Source organism: Streptomyces sp. NPDC023481 (genome assembly GCF_055560195.1).
Map to the genome: position 1 here is coordinate 11,310 of NZ_JBVHJE010000013.1, position 16,166 is coordinate 27,475.

At 73.7% G+C, this 16,166-nt stretch carries 15 protein-coding genes; 3 read left to right on the forward strand and 12 right to left on the reverse strand.

The features are described from left to right. Positions 1 to 3: 3 nt before the first annotated feature. From ACZ3ZD_RS24130 to ACZ3ZD_RS24185, 12 genes are all read right to left on the reverse strand, one after another. The gene (locus ACZ3ZD_RS24130; protein WP_467400890.1) at positions 4 to 1,002 is read right to left on the reverse strand and encodes a Gfo/Idh/MocA family protein; all 999 of its coding nucleotides are present in this window, start codon (positions 1,000 to 1,002) and stop codon (positions 4 to 6) included. Continuing rightward, positions 992 to 2,407, reverse strand: coding sequence for an NDP-hexose 2,3-dehydratase family protein (locus tag ACZ3ZD_RS24135; RefSeq protein WP_467400893.1), 1,416 nt, complete (start codon positions 2,405 to 2,407; stop codon positions 992 to 994). The genes ACZ3ZD_RS24130 and ACZ3ZD_RS24135 overlap by 11 nt, the downstream gene beginning before the upstream one ends. Continuing rightward, positions 2,404 to 3,165: an SDR family NAD(P)-dependent oxidoreductase gene (locus ACZ3ZD_RS24140; RefSeq protein WP_467400894.1), complete on the reverse strand. Its 762-nt coding sequence runs from the start codon at positions 3,163 to 3,165 to the stop codon at positions 2,404 to 2,406. Before ACZ3ZD_RS24140 ends, ACZ3ZD_RS24135 begins: the two co-directional genes overlap by 4 nt. Positions 3,166 to 3,237: 72 nt before the next feature. After that, complete coding sequence (rfbH, locus tag ACZ3ZD_RS24145; RefSeq protein WP_467400896.1) at positions 3,238 to 4,542, reverse strand: lipopolysaccharide biosynthesis protein RfbH; 1,305 nt, start codon at positions 4,540 to 4,542, stop codon at positions 3,238 to 3,240. A 7-nt stretch (positions 4,543 to 4,549) separates the two neighbouring features. Next, positions 4,550 to 5,617 carry an NAD-dependent epimerase/dehydratase family protein gene (locus ACZ3ZD_RS24150; protein ID WP_467400899.1) on the reverse strand — a complete coding sequence of 356 codons (1,068 nt, stop codon included), beginning with the start codon at positions 5,615 to 5,617 and terminating at the stop codon, positions 4,550 to 4,552. Then, entirely contained in the window at positions 5,614 to 6,336 is a 723-nt protein-coding gene (locus ACZ3ZD_RS24155; RefSeq protein WP_467400901.1) for a VC0807 family protein, read from the reverse strand. The genes ACZ3ZD_RS24150 and ACZ3ZD_RS24155 overlap by 4 nt, the downstream gene beginning before the upstream one ends. Before the next feature lie 14 nt (positions 6,337 to 6,350). Then, positions 6,351 to 7,160 (reverse strand): NAD-dependent epimerase/dehydratase family protein, encoded by an 810-nt coding sequence (locus ACZ3ZD_RS24160; protein WP_467400903.1) that lies wholly within the window; start codon positions 7,158 to 7,160, stop codon positions 6,351 to 6,353. A gap of 60 nt (positions 7,161 to 7,220) precedes the next feature. Then, a complete protein-coding gene (locus ACZ3ZD_RS24165; RefSeq protein WP_467400906.1) occupies positions 7,221 to 9,080 on the reverse strand; it encodes an FAD-dependent oxidoreductase in 1,860 nt (619 codons plus the stop codon). Beyond that, entirely contained in the window at positions 9,077 to 10,108 is a 1,032-nt protein-coding gene (gene rfbB, locus ACZ3ZD_RS24170) for a dTDP-glucose 4,6-dehydratase (protein WP_467400909.1), read from the reverse strand. Before rfbB ends, ACZ3ZD_RS24165 begins: the two co-directional genes overlap by 4 nt. Beyond that, positions 10,105 to 11,172, reverse strand: coding sequence for a glucose-1-phosphate thymidylyltransferase (locus tag ACZ3ZD_RS24175; protein WP_467400910.1), 1,068 nt, complete (start codon positions 11,170 to 11,172; stop codon positions 10,105 to 10,107). Before ACZ3ZD_RS24175 ends, rfbB begins: the two co-directional genes overlap by 4 nt. 51 nt (positions 11,173 to 11,223) lie before the next feature. Further along, positions 11,224 to 11,772: an NADPH-dependent FMN reductase gene (gene ssuE, locus ACZ3ZD_RS24180; RefSeq protein ID WP_467400913.1), complete on the reverse strand. Its 549-nt coding sequence runs from the start codon at positions 11,770 to 11,772 to the stop codon at positions 11,224 to 11,226. A 172-nt stretch (positions 11,773 to 11,944) separates the two neighbouring features. Beyond that, a complete protein-coding gene (locus ACZ3ZD_RS24185; RefSeq protein WP_467400915.1) occupies positions 11,945 to 13,051 on the reverse strand; it encodes a MupA/Atu3671 family FMN-dependent luciferase-like monooxygenase in 1,107 nt (368 codons plus the stop codon). 195 nt (positions 13,052 to 13,246) lie between these two features. On the opposite strand from ACZ3ZD_RS24185, the gene ACZ3ZD_RS24190 reads away from it, so the two are divergent. Genes ACZ3ZD_RS24190 through ACZ3ZD_RS24200 form a run of 3 tightly spaced genes read left to right on the forward strand, consistent with a single transcriptional unit; the run spans position 13,247 to position 16,112 of the window. Next, positions 13,247 to 14,275 (forward strand): ketoacyl-ACP synthase III family protein, encoded by a 1,029-nt coding sequence (locus ACZ3ZD_RS24190; RefSeq protein ID WP_467400918.1) that lies wholly within the window; start codon positions 13,247 to 13,249, stop codon positions 14,273 to 14,275. Next, on the forward strand, positions 14,272 to 15,840 hold the full coding sequence (locus ACZ3ZD_RS24195) for a class I adenylate-forming enzyme family protein (protein WP_467400920.1): 1,569 nt from the start codon (positions 14,272 to 14,274) through the stop codon (positions 15,838 to 15,840). Before ACZ3ZD_RS24190 ends, ACZ3ZD_RS24195 begins: the two co-directional genes overlap by 4 nt. Further along, on the forward strand, positions 15,837 to 16,112 hold the full coding sequence (locus ACZ3ZD_RS24200) for a phosphopantetheine-binding protein (RefSeq protein ID WP_467400923.1): 276 nt from the start codon (positions 15,837 to 15,839) through the stop codon (positions 16,110 to 16,112). The genes ACZ3ZD_RS24195 and ACZ3ZD_RS24200 overlap by 4 nt, the downstream gene beginning before the upstream one ends. Positions 16,113 to 16,166: the final 54 nt, after the last annotated feature.

Sequence of the window (16,166 nt, forward strand, 5' to 3'; positions counted from 1 at the left end):
TGTTCAGCTTCCTTCCGGTACGGGGGCGAACTCCTTGATCGCGGCGAGGAGTTCGGCCTGTTCCAGGACCGCGTCGGCGTCGACGGGGCCCGCGTGGGTGCGCACGGCCGTGACGAAGTCGGCGATGGCCGCGGCGACCTGGTCGTGCGCGTCGAGGACGACGGGTGCGGTGCCGGTGGCGTGCTCGACGAGCAGCACCGGGTGGTGGTCGGCGGGCGGGGTGAAGGCGTTCTCGACGCGGATGCGGCCGCGGCTGCCCCACAGTTCGTAGGCGGAGCGGTAGGCGTGCCCTATGCCGAAGGTGACTTCGGCGATCACTCCGTCGGGTGCCTGGAGCAGGGCGGCGCCGGAGGTCTCCACCTCGTGTCCCGCGTCGCGGTGCAGGGCCGCGCCGGCGACGCGCAGGTCGCCGCCGAGCAGGTGCAGGGCGGCCCGCACCGGGTAGAGGCCGACCTCGTGCAGGGCGCCGCCGCCGAGGTCGGCGCGGTAGCGGATGTCGTCGCGGGGCAGTTCGGGGATGGCGAAGGAGGCGCTGAGGGAGCGCAGGGTGCCGATCTCGCCGTCGGCGACCAGTTTGCGGACGGCGGCGTGCTGGGGGTGGTGGACGAACATGACGTTCTCCATCAGCACCAGGCCCCGCTCGGCCGCCAGCGCCATCAGCCGGCGCGCGGTGGCCGGGTCGGCGGCCAGCGGCTTCTCGGCGAGGACGTGCTTGCCGGCGCGCAGGGCCGCCTCGGCCCACCGGGCGTGCAGGGCCAGCGGCAGCGGTACGTAGACGGCGTCGACGTCGTCGCGGGCGAGCAGCGCCTCGTAGCCGTCGACGGCGGTGCAGCCCGGGTAGGGCGCGGCGCACTCGCGGGCGCGGGCGTGGTCACGGCTGGCGACCGCGGTGAGGGCGGAGCCGGCACCCGCGGCGAACGCCGGGAGCATGCGGCGGCGGGCGATGTCGGCGGTGCCGAGCACCCCGAAGCGCACCGGGTGGTCGTCGGTGTCATGCGGCACGGTCGTGCCCTCCTTCTCGCGGCACGGTGGCCAGGGCGTTCTCCCGGGGCACGGCGGCCAGGGCGTTGAGGCAGGCCAACAGGGTGCGGGCCTGCACGTTGAGATAGTGCCCGTGCCGGACGAGGTCACTGAGCTGGGCGGGGCCGGCCCACAGGAAGCCGTCCGGCTCGGGGGTCAGCGGGTCGTCGGTCTCCACCAGGAGGTAGCGGGCCTCGGCCGCGAGGAAGCGGCCGCCCTCCTCGGCGTGCACGGCGGCGTACCGGACCCTCTCGGGCGGCGCGGTCAGCACCTCGGTGAGGAACGGCGGCGGCTCGTCGTGGTTGCCGGGGGTGCACTGCACGGTCGGTCCCAGTTCGACGGTGTCGCACAGGCCGGCCTCGGCGCGGGCGCTGACCAGGACGTGCGGTACGCCGTCGACGGTGCGGGTGAGGAAGGCGCAGACACCGCGCCCGGCGGGCGCGATCAGGGGCTGGGTCCACTGGGCCACCTCGCGGCTGGCCGCGCGCACCCGTACGCCGACGACGTCGAAGAACCGCCCGTCGTCGCGTCCGACCCGGTCGGCGGTGCGCCGCCAGCCGGGCAGCGTGTCGAGGGGGACTCGGCGGGTGGTCAGGTCACGGCGGGCGCGCCGCTCGGTGAACCAGGAGACCAGTTCGGTGTCGGAGTGCAGGGCGCGGTCGTGTGCGTACGGGCTGGGGGCGGTGGCGAGGACGGTGCGGGCGTCCATGTTCAGGACGTTGTCGAGGTGCAGCAGCCGGGCCAGCTGGCCGAGGGTGAGCCAGCAGAAGTCGTCGTGGAGTTCGACGTCGCCGACGGCCTCGACGATCATGTTGCGGTTGGTCTTGCGCCAGAACCAGGAGCCGTGTTCGGATTGCAGGACGTCGGTGAGGACGCGGCCGCGCGCGGGGTCCAGGAAGTACTCGATGTAGCGGACGCTCCGGCCCTGGTGGGCCTGGGTGTAGTTGGAGCGGGTGGCCTGCACGGTCGGCGAGAGCTGGACGAGGTGGGAGGCGGGGTTGCCGGGTTCCATCTTGGCCTGCATCAGGAAGTGCAGGACGCCGTCGAACTCCTTGACGAGGATGCCGAGTACGCCGACCTCGGGCTGGTCGATGAGCGGCTGGTGCCAACTGCGGTAGGGGCCACAGGCGGCGGTGGCGTGCACGCCGGTGACGGAGAAGAAACGTCCGCTGCGGTGCACCAGTTCGCCGCTGTCCGGGGCGAACGACCAGCCGTCGAGCGCGTCGAGGGGTACGCGTTCGACGCTGAACCTCCCCTCGCGTTCGCGCTGCCGGATCCAGTGCGGCACGTCGGCGGTGGCCAGGTGGGCGCCTTCGGCGGTGGCGGCCGAGCGGGCGAAGCGGGCCGGGAGGTCCCGGTCGGCACGGGAGACGGTGGTCGCGGTCATCGGCCGCCTCCCACGGTGAGGGCCTCGCCGGTGATGTTGCCGTTGGCCGGTGAACCCAGGAACACGACGGTGTCCGCCACTTCCTCGGGGGTGGTCAGGCGGCCGGTGGGGGTCGCGGTGCGCTCGCGCTCGCGGACCGCCTCGGGGAGAGCGGCCAGCACGCGGTCGGTGGCGGTCAGCCCGGGGCAGACGACGTTCACCAGGACACCGCTGTCCGCCAGGTCCCACATCAGGCTGCGGGCGAGGCCGTGCAGGGCGGCCTTGGCGGCGCCGTAGAACTCCTGGCCGCGGTTGCCGCCTAGGGCGTTGTGCGAGGACATCAGGACGATACGGCCGAAGCCGCGCCGCCGCATGCCGGCCACCGCGTGCTGCACGGTCCGCAGCGCGGGTGTCAGGTTGCCCTCGACGACCGGCCGCCACTCGTCCTCGGGGACGTCCTCGAAGCGGGTGCCGGGGGCGCGGCGGGCGCCGTAGCGGACCGCGTTGACGACGAGGACGTCGAGTGTGCCCCAGCGCTGCTCGACGGCGGTGGTCGCGGCGCGCGGCGCATCGGGGTCGGCCAGGTCGTAGGGCAGCGCGAACGCCCGGTCGGCGTGGGCGCCCAGTTCGGCGGCGAGTTTCTCCGCGCCCTCCCGGTCGGTGTGGTGGGCGACGGCGACACGGGCGCCCTCCCGGGCGAAGGCACGGGCCGTGGCACGGCCGATGCCTCCGGTGGCGCCGGTGACCAGGACGGTGCGGCCGCTCAGTCCGAGGTCCATGTGACAGGGGGTCCTTCCGGAACGGGACGGGACGGGGCAGGGGCGGGGGCGGGGGCGGGGACGGGGGGCCGGTCAGCCACGGGAGGCGACGAACTCGCGCACGGAGGCGGCGATGTAGTCGACCATCTCCTCGGTGAGCCCGGGGTAGATGCCGACCCAGAACGTGTGCTCCGTGATGATGTCGCTGTTGGTGAGGGAGCCGACCACACGGTGCGGCTGGTCGACGTAGGCCGGCTGGCGGGTGAGGTTCCCGGCGAACAGGCGGCGGGTGCCGATCTTGCGGTCCTCCAGGAAGGCGACCAGCTCGGCGCGGCTGAAGGGGGCGTCGGGTTCGACGGTGAGCACGAAGCCGAACCAGCTCGGGTCGCTGCCCGGGGTGGCCTCGGGCAGGATCAGGTGCGGCACGTCCACCAGGCCGTCGCGCAGCCGCTGCCAATTGCTCTTGCGGGCCTCGATGAACCAGTCCAGTTTGGCGAGCTGGGTCAGTCCGAGCGCGGCCTGCAGGTCGGTGGCCTTCAGGTTGTACCCGACGTGCGAGAAGATGTACTTGTGGTCGTAGCCGGCCGGCAGCGTGCCCATCTGGTACCGGAACCGCTTGAGGCACTTGTTGGACTCGCCCGGCTCGCACCAGCAGTCCCGGCCCCAGTCCCGCAGCGACTCCACGATCCGGGCGAGCGCCAGGTTCGAGGTGAGCACGCAGCCGCCCTCGCCCATGGTCAGGTGGTGCGCCGGGTAGAAGCTCACGGTGGCCAGGTCGCCGAAGGTGCCGGTGAGCTGCCCGTTGTAGAGGGAGCCGACGGCGTCGCAGTTGTCCTCGATGAGGAACAGGTCGTGCTCCTCGGCGAGTCGGGCGATCTCGGCGACCGGGAAGGGGTTGCCGAGCGCGTGGGCGATGATGATCGCCTTCGTCTTCGGGCCGATGGCGGCGGCGACCCGGTCGGCGGTCGTGTTGTACGTCTTCAGGTCGACGTCGACGAAGACGGGCACGAGGCCGTTCTGCAGGATCGGGTTGACCGTGGTCGGGAATCCGGCCGCCACGGTGATGACCTCGTCGCCGGGGCGCAGCCGCCGCTCCTCCAGGTGCGGCGAGGTCAGGGCGGTCAGGGCCAGCAGGTTGGCCGACGAGCCCGAGTTCGTCAGGTGCGCCTTGCGCCGCTTGAGGCGGCGGGCGAACTGCGACTCGAACTTGCGGGAGCTGGTGCCGGCCGCGATCCGCAGGTCGAGCGCGGCGGACACCAGCGCCACCCGGTCGTCCTCGTCGAGGACCGCGCCCGAGGGCCAGATCTCGGTGGTGCCGGGCACGAACGGACGCGCCTCCTGCTGGTCCTGGTGGTACTTGCGCACCGCGTCGAGCACGAGCCGTCGCTGGTCGCTCATCTCTCCGTCACCTCCGTGATCGGTTCGGCACGGATTCCGCGCCCGTCGTCACGTCGGATCCTGCTCGGCCCTGCTCGAACGCTCCTCGATCCGCGATCGGGGGCCGCGGGAGCGCGCCACCGGACGCCTGGCGCAACAGGTCGTCGATGCCCTCGTCGAGGCTGCGCCGGGCGCGCCAGCGCAGGTCGCGGGCGGCGGCCCGCACGGACACCTGCTGGCGGCCGGCGTCGCCGCGGGCCGGCGCGGCCGCGCCCTCCTCGATCAGTTCCACGGGCACACCGGAGCGTTCGACCAGGCGCCGTACGAGCCGGCGGACGGGGACGGTGGTGCCGCTGCCGATGTTGAACACCCGGCCGCCGGGGTGGCGCCGGGCGTGGTCGAGGGCGGCGAGGACCGCGTCGGCCACGTCGCGTACGTCGACGTAGTCGCGGTGGGCGGTGAGGGCGGTCAGGCGCAGCGGGGCGCCCTCGCCCGGCTCACGGGCCGCGGCGGCGAGACGGCCGGCGACGAGACCGGGGAGGCTGGCGGTGGGGGCGCCGGGTCCGAGCATGTTGGACACGCGCAGGACGACGGCCCCGGGGCCGCCCGTGGCTCCGGCGGCGTCCGCCGCGTCGAGCAGGGCGCGGGTGCCGAGCAGCTTGGTGACGCCGTAGGTGCCGGAGGGGTGGCAGGGCGTGTCCTCGGTCTGCTCGGGTGTGCCGTCGGGCGCGGGACCGTATTCGTACACCGTGCCCAACTGGACGACGGCGGGCCGTCGTCCGGTGGGCAGCCGGGTGAGGGCGTCGGCAAGCACCGCGGGCAGGCGGGCGTTCAGGGCGTGCATCGCGTCGTCGGTGCTGCGCCAGACGGCGCCGGCCGCGTTGACGACTGCGGCGGCGCCGGTTTCGTGCAGCAGCTCGGCGAGCGTGGCGGGGGTGACGTCGGCGAGGTCCAGGCGGTGTCGGCCGGGAGTGGAGCGGGAGACGTCCACGGTGGGGACGCCGCTCGCCTCCAGGGCGGTACGACAGTGGCGCCCGGCGAACCCCGTGCCGCCGAGCACCACCACCGGACCCGCGCCCCGCGCGGGACGCGTCATGCCGTGTCCTGCCGCCGGGCGACCTCGGCCTCCAGGAGCTTCTCGGCCTCGTCGGAGGTCTTGCCCGTGCCGAGCATCAGCACGGCGATCGCGCCGACCAGGATGACCGTCGAGCCCCACACCATGGTGTGCACCGGGAGGGTGTAGGCGCCGACGACCCGCAGCACGCAGTCGGCGAGGAGGCCCGCGCCCCACAGCTGGGTGGTGCGGGTGATGCCGGCGCGGAACCGCGGCTCGGTCTCGCGCAGGTGCTCCCAGGCGGCCTCGCGCTCCGGCTTGCCCTTCGTCATGAACGGGCGCATCGCGCTCGCCATCAGCGGCTGCGAGGTGAACGCCGACGCCAGGATGGACACGCCGATCAGGCCGGTGCCCAGGGACTCCTTGGCCAGCATCAGCCGCGCGTCACCGCTGATCAGGCTGATCGCGGCGCCGACGAGGGTGACCACCAGCATGAGCAGGGCCAGGCCGTTGACCCGGCGGTCGCGGAGGAGGCCGTACACCGTGCGCACGGCGGGCACGGCGCCACTGAGCACGAGGGAGTTCACGGTGCTCAGGTGGGCGCCCTTGTTCAGGACGTAGTAGAGGATGAGCGGGACGGCCACGTCGATGAGCAGGGGGCGCAGTGCGGAGCCCGGGGCGCTCGGCTGGGGGGCGCTCGGCTGCGGGGTGGCGGAAGAATTCAACGGAGGACTCGCTTGCGGGCCGGGGTGGGGGGTCATGTCAGGGCTCTCCTTCATGTCGTAGGGCCAAGGGTCCCCACCGGTACTTGAGTCGCGCTTGAGTCCGGGCGGCCGTCCGCCGGGGGCACCTGAAGCGGGAACGACTCCAGGGCACGCAGGTGGTAGCCGTCGGTGCCGAAACCGAGGCCGGCGACCTCCGGTACCAGGCGGCGCAGCTTGTCGGTGGAGATGGTGTGCTGCCCGCCCGCGTCGTGCAGTTCGCGGTGAGCCCGCACGCCCAGGCGCTGCTCCAGCCAGTCCACGATCCGCTCGACGGGCACCGCGTTGCCGGAGGCCACGTTGACCGTCTCGCGCCGCAGGCCGCTCGCGAGGAGCCGGTCGACGACGGTCACCGCGTCGGCCACCGCGATCAGGTCGCGGCCGGCGCCCCGGTGGATCCGCACCCGGCCCTCGGCGACCTGCCGGGCCAGCATCGGAAGCAGTTGGTGGGCGGGCTGGCCGGGGCCGACCAGGTGGCCGAGACGCAGCACGAGACAGTCCGCCCCGGAAGCGGCGAGCCGCTCCTCCAGGTGGAGTTTGTGCCGGCCGTACGGTGTGCAGGGCTCGACGGGGACGTCCTCGCGGCCGGGGCCCGTCACCCGCCCGTACATGCCGGTGGACGCGGTGGAGAAGAACACCAGGCGGCGTCCGTCCGCCGCGCATCTGCGGGCCCAGGTGAGGACGAGGTCGAGCTCGCGCCGGAAGTCGGCGTCCGAGGTTCCGGCGGCCCAGGACACCCCGGCCGCCAGGACGACGGTGTCGGAATGCCGTGCGGCCAGGGGGGCGAGGTTGCGGGCGAGGAACCCGTTTCCCACGATGTGCATGGCGCGGTCCTGATCTGCGAGGAGACGGTGGTCACGGGGCGGCGGAGGGCGGGGGCGGGCTCAGGTGGTGGCCCGGGCGGCCCGCGGGGCGGGGATCGTCACGGACCTGCCGGCCGGCGGGTGCAGTGCCCGCACGGCCATCGTGACGGCCGCCGCCGTGGCCACGTCGGCGCAGGCGGCCGCCCCGGCGGCGAGCATGGCGAGCGCGGCGACGGGGTCCGCGGCGGGTCCGGCGACCGGTTCCGCGGCGTCCACGGCGTGCACGGCGGCGTCGGCGCCGGGTGCCGTCTCGGCCCGCCCGCCCGGGCCGGAGTCCGTGGCGTCGCCCGCCGTCCTCAGCCCCAGGCGGTGCAGGGCCCCACGCGGGGCGGTGCCCGTGACGTCGTCGCCGGCAGCGGCCACGTAGCCGTCCGGGCGCAGCAGCAGCCAGGCGCCGTCCGCGAGGCCCAGGTCAGCCGTCAACTCACCCTTGTGGTCGAACAGTTCCGCTGTCGTGCGGACGTTCAGGACGGGGCCGTAGGTGGCTTGGAGAGCACGCAGGGCCGGTTCGTCGCCGGGGCGGGCGGCGCACAGCAGGGTGGGTTCGGGGGTGCGCAGCTCCGCGAGGAAGGCGCGCCAGGCCGCCGAGCCGTCGTGCCGCCCGGCCGTGACCCGGGAGGCGCGTGACCCCGCCGGGAGCGCGGTGGTCCCGGCCGGGTCCGGGGTGGTGAGCGGGCCGTCGTCGTAGCGCAGGTCGAGGGCCGACATGCCGCCCATGATCTTGCGTTCGATCCTCGACTTGAGGGGGCGGACCGTGCGCACGACGGTGAACAGGGCGCGCAGCGCGGCCGCCGCGTAGCGGTTCCTGAGCTGGACGAGGATCGTGGCGAACCGGGTGGAGGCGAGCAGGCCCGCGCCGACCGGGACCCGCTCGGCGCTGTAGGAGTCCAGCAGCTTCGGGTCGGCCCCGCCGCGGTGCACCAGGGCGAGCTTCCAGGCGAGGTTGTAGGCGTCCTGCACACCGGTGTTCATGCCCTGCCCGGAGGCGGGGCTGTGCACGTGGGCGGCGTCGCCGGCGACGAAGCAGCGTCCGGAGCGCATGGTCGGGATCATGCGCTGCTGGATCGTGAACACCGAGACCCAGGTGGGCGGTTCGACGGTGACCTCGCCGCCGGTGCCGGCGGCGATCTTCCGCGCGAACCGGCGGGCGACGGCCTCGTCATCGCCGTCGTAGGAGGCGTCCCGGGTGTCGAGCAGGCGCCACTTGCCCTCGTCGGGGAACGGCACCATCATCACCGTTCCCTCCCGGGTGCGCATCCAGTGGATGCTGTCGGCCGGCAGATCGGTGTGGACGACGGCGTCGGCGATCAGCCAGGTCTCGCTGGAGTCGCCGACCAGTTGCAGACCGAGCCGCTTGCGCACGGTGGAGTGGCCGCCGTCGGTGCCGAGCAGCCAGCCGGCCCGGACGGTCTCCGTCCCGCCGTCCGCGTGCCGGAGCGTGGCCGTCACGCCGTCGCCGGTGTCCTCGAACTCCGTCAGCCGGGTGTTCCACTCGACCGGCACCCCGCGGCGCGCGGCCGCCCTGCGCAGGACGTCCTCGGTGACGGCCTGGTCGACCATGAGGGTGTACGGGAAGCGGGTGGGCAGCCGGCTGTAGTCGGTGTCGAAGCGGATCAGCCGGCGGCCGTGCTGGTGCAGCGTGAAGTGCTCGACGCGACGGCCTCGTGGCAGCAGTTCGTCGATCACGCCCATCTGGTCGTACGTCTCCAGGGTGCGGGCGTGCGTGGCGAGCGCCCGGGAGGTGACGGCCGGACCGTGCGCGGCGTCGACCAGCCGGACGGTGAGGCCGTGGCGGGCCAGTTCGTGGGCGGCGGTGAGGCCTACCGGGCCGGCTCCGACGACGAGGACGTCCAGGGGGGTCTCGGTGTCCCGTTCGCTCATGCCACCTGCTCCTGTTCCCGCTCGGCGCCGTAGGTGTCCTGTTCCGAAGCCGACTTGACGGCCTTCCACCAGCCCGGGTTGTCCCGGTACCAGGCGACGGTCTCGGCGATGCCCTGCTCGAAGGGGATGCGGGGGGCGTAGCCCAACTCGTCGCGGATCTTCGACTCGTCGAGGGAGTAGCGCAGGTCGTGGCCCTTGCGGTCGGCGACACGGCGGACGCTGGACCAGTCGCTGCCCGTCAGTTCGAGCAGCTGCTCGGTGATCTGCCGGTTGGTGCGCTCGTTGCCGCCGCCGACGTTGTAGATCTCGCCGGCCCGGCCCCGGTTCAGGACGAGGTGGATGGCGCGGCAGTGGTCGTCCACGTGCAGCCACTCCCGGATGTTGGCGCCCTCCCCGTACAGCGGGACGCTCCTGCCCTCGAGGAGGTTGGTGACGAACAGCGGGATGAGCTTCTCGGGGTGCTGGTAGGGGCCGTAGTTGTTGGAGCAGCGGGTGATGGAGACGTTCAGGCCGTGGGTCCGCCAGTAGGCGCGGGCCACCAGGTCGGAGGACGCCTTCGAGGCGGCGTAGGGCGAGTTGGGGGCCAGCGGCCAGGTCTCGGTCCAGGAGCCCTCGTCGATGGAGCCGTACACCTCGTCCGTGGAGACGTGCACGAACCGCTGGACGCCGGCCCGCAGGGAGGCCTCCAGCAGGGTCTGGGTGCCCAGCACGTTGGTCCGGACGAACTCGGCGCCGGAGGCGACGGACCGGTCGACATGGGACTCGGCCGCGAAGTGCACGACGGCGTCGTGGCCGGGCAGCAGCTCGTCGAGGAGCCGCCCGTCGCAGATGTCGCCGCGGACGAAGGTGAGGCGGGGGTGCGCGGCGGGCAGGTTCTCGCGGTTGCCCGCGTAGGTCAGTTTGTCGAGGACCGTGATGTCGGCGCCGGCGTACGCGTCGGGCGTGCCGTCGTCGTAGCCGCCGTTCAGGAGTGTGCGCACGTAGTGCGAGCCGATGAAACCGGCGCCGCCGGTGACGAGGATCTTCATGCCGCAACCTCTATCCGGGTGTGGTCGCCGACGACCAGGCGGTGCCGGCGCGTGACAAGGTCGCCGCTGCTGACGGCGGCCGAGCGGCCGATGACCGAGCCGTGCACGGCGTGCACCCCGCTGACCGAGGCGCCGTCGAGGGCGATGGAGTAGGAGATGTGGGTGGAGCTGAGGGTGACGTCGTTGCCGATGGAGGTGTGCGGGCCGACGTTGCTGTCCTCGATGACGCTGCCCGGCCCGATGACCGCGGGCCCCTCGATGAAGGAGCGCACCACGCGGGCGCCGGGCGCGACCGACACCGGGCCGATCAGGACGCTCTCCTCGTCGACCTCGCCGTCGACGCTGCGCACGAGCTGGTCCAGGAGCTGCCGGTTGCAGTCCAGGACGTCCTCGACGCGGCCGGTGTCCTTCCAGTAGCCGGTGTACTCGGTGGCGCGCACCTCCGCGCCGCGGGCGACCAGCCACTGCACGGCGTCGGTGATCTCCAGTTCGCCGCGGGCGCTGGGCTGGATGGAGTCCACGGCCTCGTGGATGGCGGAGGTGAAGAAGTAGACGCCGATCATGGCGAGGTCGCTGCGCGGTTCCTGCGGCTTCTCGACGAGCCGGGTCACCCGCCCGTCGGTGTCGAGTTCGGCGACGCCGAAGGCACGCGGGTCGGCGACCTTCTGCACGACGACCTGCGCGGCGGGCCGGTCCGCGCGGAACCGGTCGGCGGCCTCGACGACGCCGTCGGGCAGCATGTTGTCGCCCAGGTACATCACGAAGTCGTCGTCGCCGAGGAAGCCGCGGGCGACCTGCACCGCGTGGGCGAGGCCGCGGGGCGCGTCCTGCCGCAGGTAGGTCAGGGACAGGCCGAGGGCGGCGCCGTCGCCGAGGGCGGCGACGATGTCGGGCTCGCGGTCGCCGACGATCAGGCCGATCTCGGTGACACCGAGGTCCTTGATGCCGGACAGGACGTGCTCCAGGACCGGCTTGTTGGCGATGGGGATGAGCTGCTTGGGCATCGAGTGGCTGAAGGGGCGCAACCGGGTGCCCGTTCCGCCGGCCAGCACAAGTGCTTTCATCGGGGCTCCTCTTGAGGGGAGTGGGTGGGTGTCAGTGCGGGGGTGTGGGGGTCAGGCGGCCACCGTCAGCGGGACGCGCGGGGCGGGTGCGGCGAGCAGCGCGGTCAGCTGGGCCACGGCCTCGTCGAGGCGTTCCAGTGCGGCGGGGCCGGGTCGGCGGGCGCCGGTCACCGGGTCGGTGTGCGCGGTGTCGGCCGGCACGAACACGGCGTCGGTGATCGCGGCGGGCCGCATGGAGGCGAGGACCGGGCGCAGGCCGTAGTCCAGGGCGAGGGCGTGGGCCATCGACCCGCCGGACGCCAGCGGCAGCACCGGCTTGCCCCGCAGCGCGTACTGCGGCAGCACGTCCAGGAACGCCTTCAGCAGACCGGCGTACGCGGCCTTGTACACGGGGGTCGCCACGATCACGGCATCGGCGGTGTCGACCCGGCGCAGCGCGTCCCGCAGCTCCGGGTGACCGGTGTCCCCGCCGAGCAGCGCGGCGGCCGGCAACTCCCGTACGACGAGGGTGTCCACCCGGCAGCCGGCCGCGAGCAGCCGGTCGGCGGCGAGCCCGAGAACCTCATGGGTGAACGACCCGGACGACGGACTACCGGACACGGCAAGGATCGTGGGCACGGCCAACTTCCCTTCGTAGCGGGTGAGCAGGGCTGAGGGGGGTGCCCCGGCGGGGGCGCGGGGCTGTGTCGGTGTGCGGCTGCCGCCGCGGGGGCGCGACCGGCCGCGACACGGCGGCAGCCGCGGGACGGCGGAACCGGGCACCCCTGGCGCGTCAGGCGGCCCGGGCCGGCGCCGCGGCGAACCGCGCCTGCAACGCGCCGACATGCTCCAGCGAGGCCAGCACCCGGGACGGCTCCCCGACGAAGTCGACCAGGCAGGCGATCTCGTCGGCGCCGGCCGCCCGCACCCGCTCCGCGGTGACCGCGGCCTCCTCGACGGAACCGATCAGCGCGTTGCCGTCGAGGTACCGGTTGACCCCGAGGTCGGCCAGCTTGCGCTGGGCGGCGTCGGCGGCGAGCACCGCGCGTCCCTGCTTGCCGCCGCTCATCCGACCGCCGGCGCTGACCGCGCGGGATTCCAGGTCGATCGCGGTGAGCAGGTAGTCGCGCAGCCAGGCCCCGCCGGTGCGACGGGCCTCCTCGGCATCGTCGTCGAGGTAGGTGTGCATCATCACGGTGACCTTGCCGCGCCCGGGGACCGGCGAGGCGGCGCGCGCCTCCCGGTACAGGGCGACGTTGCCGGCGAGGGACTCCGGGTCCTGGTTCTCCAGGTGGGTCAGCACGTTGCAGCCGAGTCGGCCCGCCTCCTTGAACGTGTCCTCGCTGCGGGAGGCGGTGACCCAGATCTCCAGCTCGCGCTGGACGGGCCTCGGGTAGATGTCGAGGTCGACGTCCTTGCCGAACGGGTCGGTGCCGTGCCAGACGCCGGTGCGCCAGGCCTCACGCAGCGCGTGCACATCACTGATCATGCGGGCGCGCCGGCCGTGGTACTCCTGCGGGGCGAGCACGAAGTCGTTGACGTTCCAGCCGGAGCCGACCGAGATCGCGGCGCGTCCGCCGGACAGGCCGTCGACCATCGCGAAGTCCTCCGCGACCCGGGCCGTGGGGTGCAGCGGGGTGACGACGCTGCCCGCCCTGATCTGCACGCGCTCGGTGACCGCGGCGATCGCCGCTGAGGTCACCGCGGGGTTCGGGAAGGCGCCGCCGAAGCGGTGGAAGTGGCGCTCGGGCGTGGAGACGAACCCGAGTCCGAGTGCGTCGGCGCGGCGGGCGCAGTCGAGCATGAGGTCGTAGGTCTCGCGCACCCGGTCGCCGAGCGCGGCGAAGAAGAACACGCCGAAGTCGAGCGGCCCGCCGGGGCGCCGGTGGCTCGCGTTCACTGAATGCCTCCCTCTGGAAGGGCCGCCGGTGGCCCGTGGAACGGATGCGCCCACCGTGGCGCCGTCACCTCGACAGCCGCTGGACCGCAGATGGGGCCGCGCCCCGTGTACCTCGCCTCAAGGGCCGTTCGAGTGGGGGCCCCGACACTGCATCCAGTCCTGCGGGACAGCCGACGGCCAACGGGAGGAGAGTTCATGCGCTGGGACGACATGCATGTCGCCGCGGTGGGCACCTGGCTGCCCCAGCCCGTCAGTGCGGCGGACGCGGTGCGCGAGGGCCGGTACACGAAGGAGCGGTACGAGACCTTCGACTACGCGTCCGTGCTGCGCAGCGACGACGTGGCGCCGCCCGACATGGCCGTGTTCGCCGCGCAGAGCGCGCTGAGGCGGTCGGGCATCGATCCGTCGGAGTTCAGTCTGCTGCTGCACGGCAGCCTGTGGTTCCAGGGCCTGGACATCTGGCCGGCGGCCAGTTACATCGCGCAGCGCACCGTGGGCCGCCACGTGCCGGCCATGGATGTGCAGCAGCGCTGCAACGTCGGGGTGAGCGGCATCGAGCTGGCCGCCGCCCACCTCACGGCGGGGCTGCGCGGCGGCAGCGCGGTGATGCTGACCACCGCCGACCGGTTCACCGGGCCCGCGGTCAACCGCTGGGGCATGCACGAGATGAGCGCGTACGGCGACGGCGGCACCGCGGTCGTCGTCTCCCGGCGAGGCGGCTTCGCCCGGCTGCTCGCCACGGCCACCGCCGCGGACAACGCGCTGGAGGGCCTGACGCGGGGCGACGAACCGTTCCGTACGGCGTCCCCGGCGGCCGCCGTGCCGATCGACCTGACGACCCGCTCCGCCGCGTACGCCGCCCGGCACGACAAGGACGAGCTGACCATGCGGATCGCCCGGACCATGCTGCGGGCGAAGAAGGAGGTGCTCGCCGACGCGGGTCTGACCACCGCCGACCTGGCCAAGGTCGTCACCCCGGCGACCGGCCGGCGCAAGGGCGACCACCAGGTGCACCACCTGCTCGGCGTCACCGAGGAGCAGACCACCTGGTCGTACGGGCGTACCACCGGCCATGTCGGCGGCGGCGACTGGGCCGCGGGGCTGGCCCATCTGATCGACACCCGGGCGGTCGCGCCCGGCGACCACGTCATGTTGTTCGGCGGCGGCGCGGGCTACACCTGCACGGCGGCCGTCCTGGAGATCACGGAGGTGCCGCAGTGGTGACCGCCCTGCAGCCGCAGACCACCGCAGTCGCGGAGGAGGCGTCCGGCACGCTGCCGGGGCTGCTCGCCGCGGCTGTCGCCGAGTGCCCGTCGGCGCCCGCCGTCCGGGACGAGACCGGCGGCTGGACGTATGCCGAACTCGACGCGCACAGCCGGTCGTTCGCCGCCTGGTTGGAGGAGCGCGGGGTGCGGCGCGGAGAGCGGGTTCTGGTGCGGGCGGGCAACACCCGCGCGTTCGTGGCGGCCCTGTTCGGCATCCTGCGGCACGGCGCGGTGTGCGTGCCGGTGAACCCGGCGATGAAGCGGTTCCACCTGAAGTCGGTGGTCGCCGACAGCGCCCCGGTCCTGCTGCTCGGGCAGGGCGAGGACAGGGCGCTGCTCGCGGAGCTCACCGACCGCCCGGTGCACGACCTGGAGGCCGTCCAGGCCGGCCTGGACCCGGCCGCCGCCCCCGTGCACGGGCTGCCGTCCGGCCGGGAGGCGTCCCCCTCCCCCGACGACCTCGCCCTGCTGATCTACACCTCCGGCTCGACGTCCGCGCCCAAGGCCGTGGTCAGCCCGCACGCACCGTGCGTGTTCGCGGCCCGCGCCATCGCCGAGGTGCTGCGCTACCGCGCCGACGACGTGGTGCTGGTGGCGATCCCGCTCTCCTTCGACTACGGCCTCTACCAGATCTTCCTGTCCGTGCTGGCCCGCGCCCAGGTCGTCCTGGCCTCCCCGCAGCGCCAGTTGAAGCTGCTGGGCACCCTGCGCGAGCACGGCGTGACCGTCGTACCGGTGGTGCCCTCGCTCGCCGAGATGCTGCTGCGGCTCGCCGGGCGCGACAAGAGCGCCGGCCCGCTGCCGGTGCGGCTGTTCACCAACACCGGTGCCGCGCTGACCCAGCCGGTCATCGCCGCCCTGCGCCGCACCTTCCCGCACGCCCGGGTGTCGCCGATGTTCGGCACCACGGAGTGCAAGCGGATCACGGTCCTGGAACCGGACGGCGATCTCGCCAAGCCCGGTTCGGTGGGCCCCGCCCTGCCCGGCACCGAGGTGCTGATCCTCGACGAGGACGGGCGGGCGCTGCCGGCCGGCGAGGTCGGCGAGATCGCGGTGCGCGGACCGCACGTCATGGCCGGCTACTGGCAGGCCCCCGAGATCACCGCACAGCGCTTCCGCCCCGACCCGGTGACCGGCGAGGTCACCCTGCACACCGGCGACTACGGGCACCTCGACACCGACGGGCACCTCTACTTCCAGGGCCGCCGCGACGACCTGTTCAAGCGGCGCGGCAACCGGATGAGCGTCCTGGAGATCGAGAGCGCCGCCCTGGACGTGCCGGGCGTCGAGGCGGCCTGCGCGGTCCCGCCCGGCGACGGCTTCGACCTGACGCTGTTCGCCGTGACCCGGCTGGCCCCCGCCGAGCTGGCGGAGCGGCTGGCCGAGCGCCTGGAGGACGCCAAGGTGCCCGGCGAGTGCCGGGTGCTCCCCGCCCTCCCGCTGACCCCCAACGGCAAGACCGACCGGCAGCTGCTGCGCGCCCGCGCGGCGGCACCCGAACCGACCGACCAGGAGACGTCATGATCACAACTGCCGCACCGACGTGGGACGTCCGCTTCGAACGGCTGCTGGCCGCCGTGCTCCCCGCCACGGCGCGCGACACCCGGCTCGCCCCCGGCCTCGACCTGAAGAAGGCCGGCCTGGACTCCCTCGCCACCGTCGAGCTGCTCGTCTCGCTGGAGGAGGAGTACGGCGTCGAGCTGCCCGAGGCGGCCCTGAACAGCGCCACCTTCGCGACCCCGGCCGCCCTCTGGGAGACCTTCGCCCGGTACGGCGCCACCCCGGCCCACGCCTGACCCACCCGACCGCTCCGTCCGGCACCACCGACCGGCCTACACCCCCACAGGAGA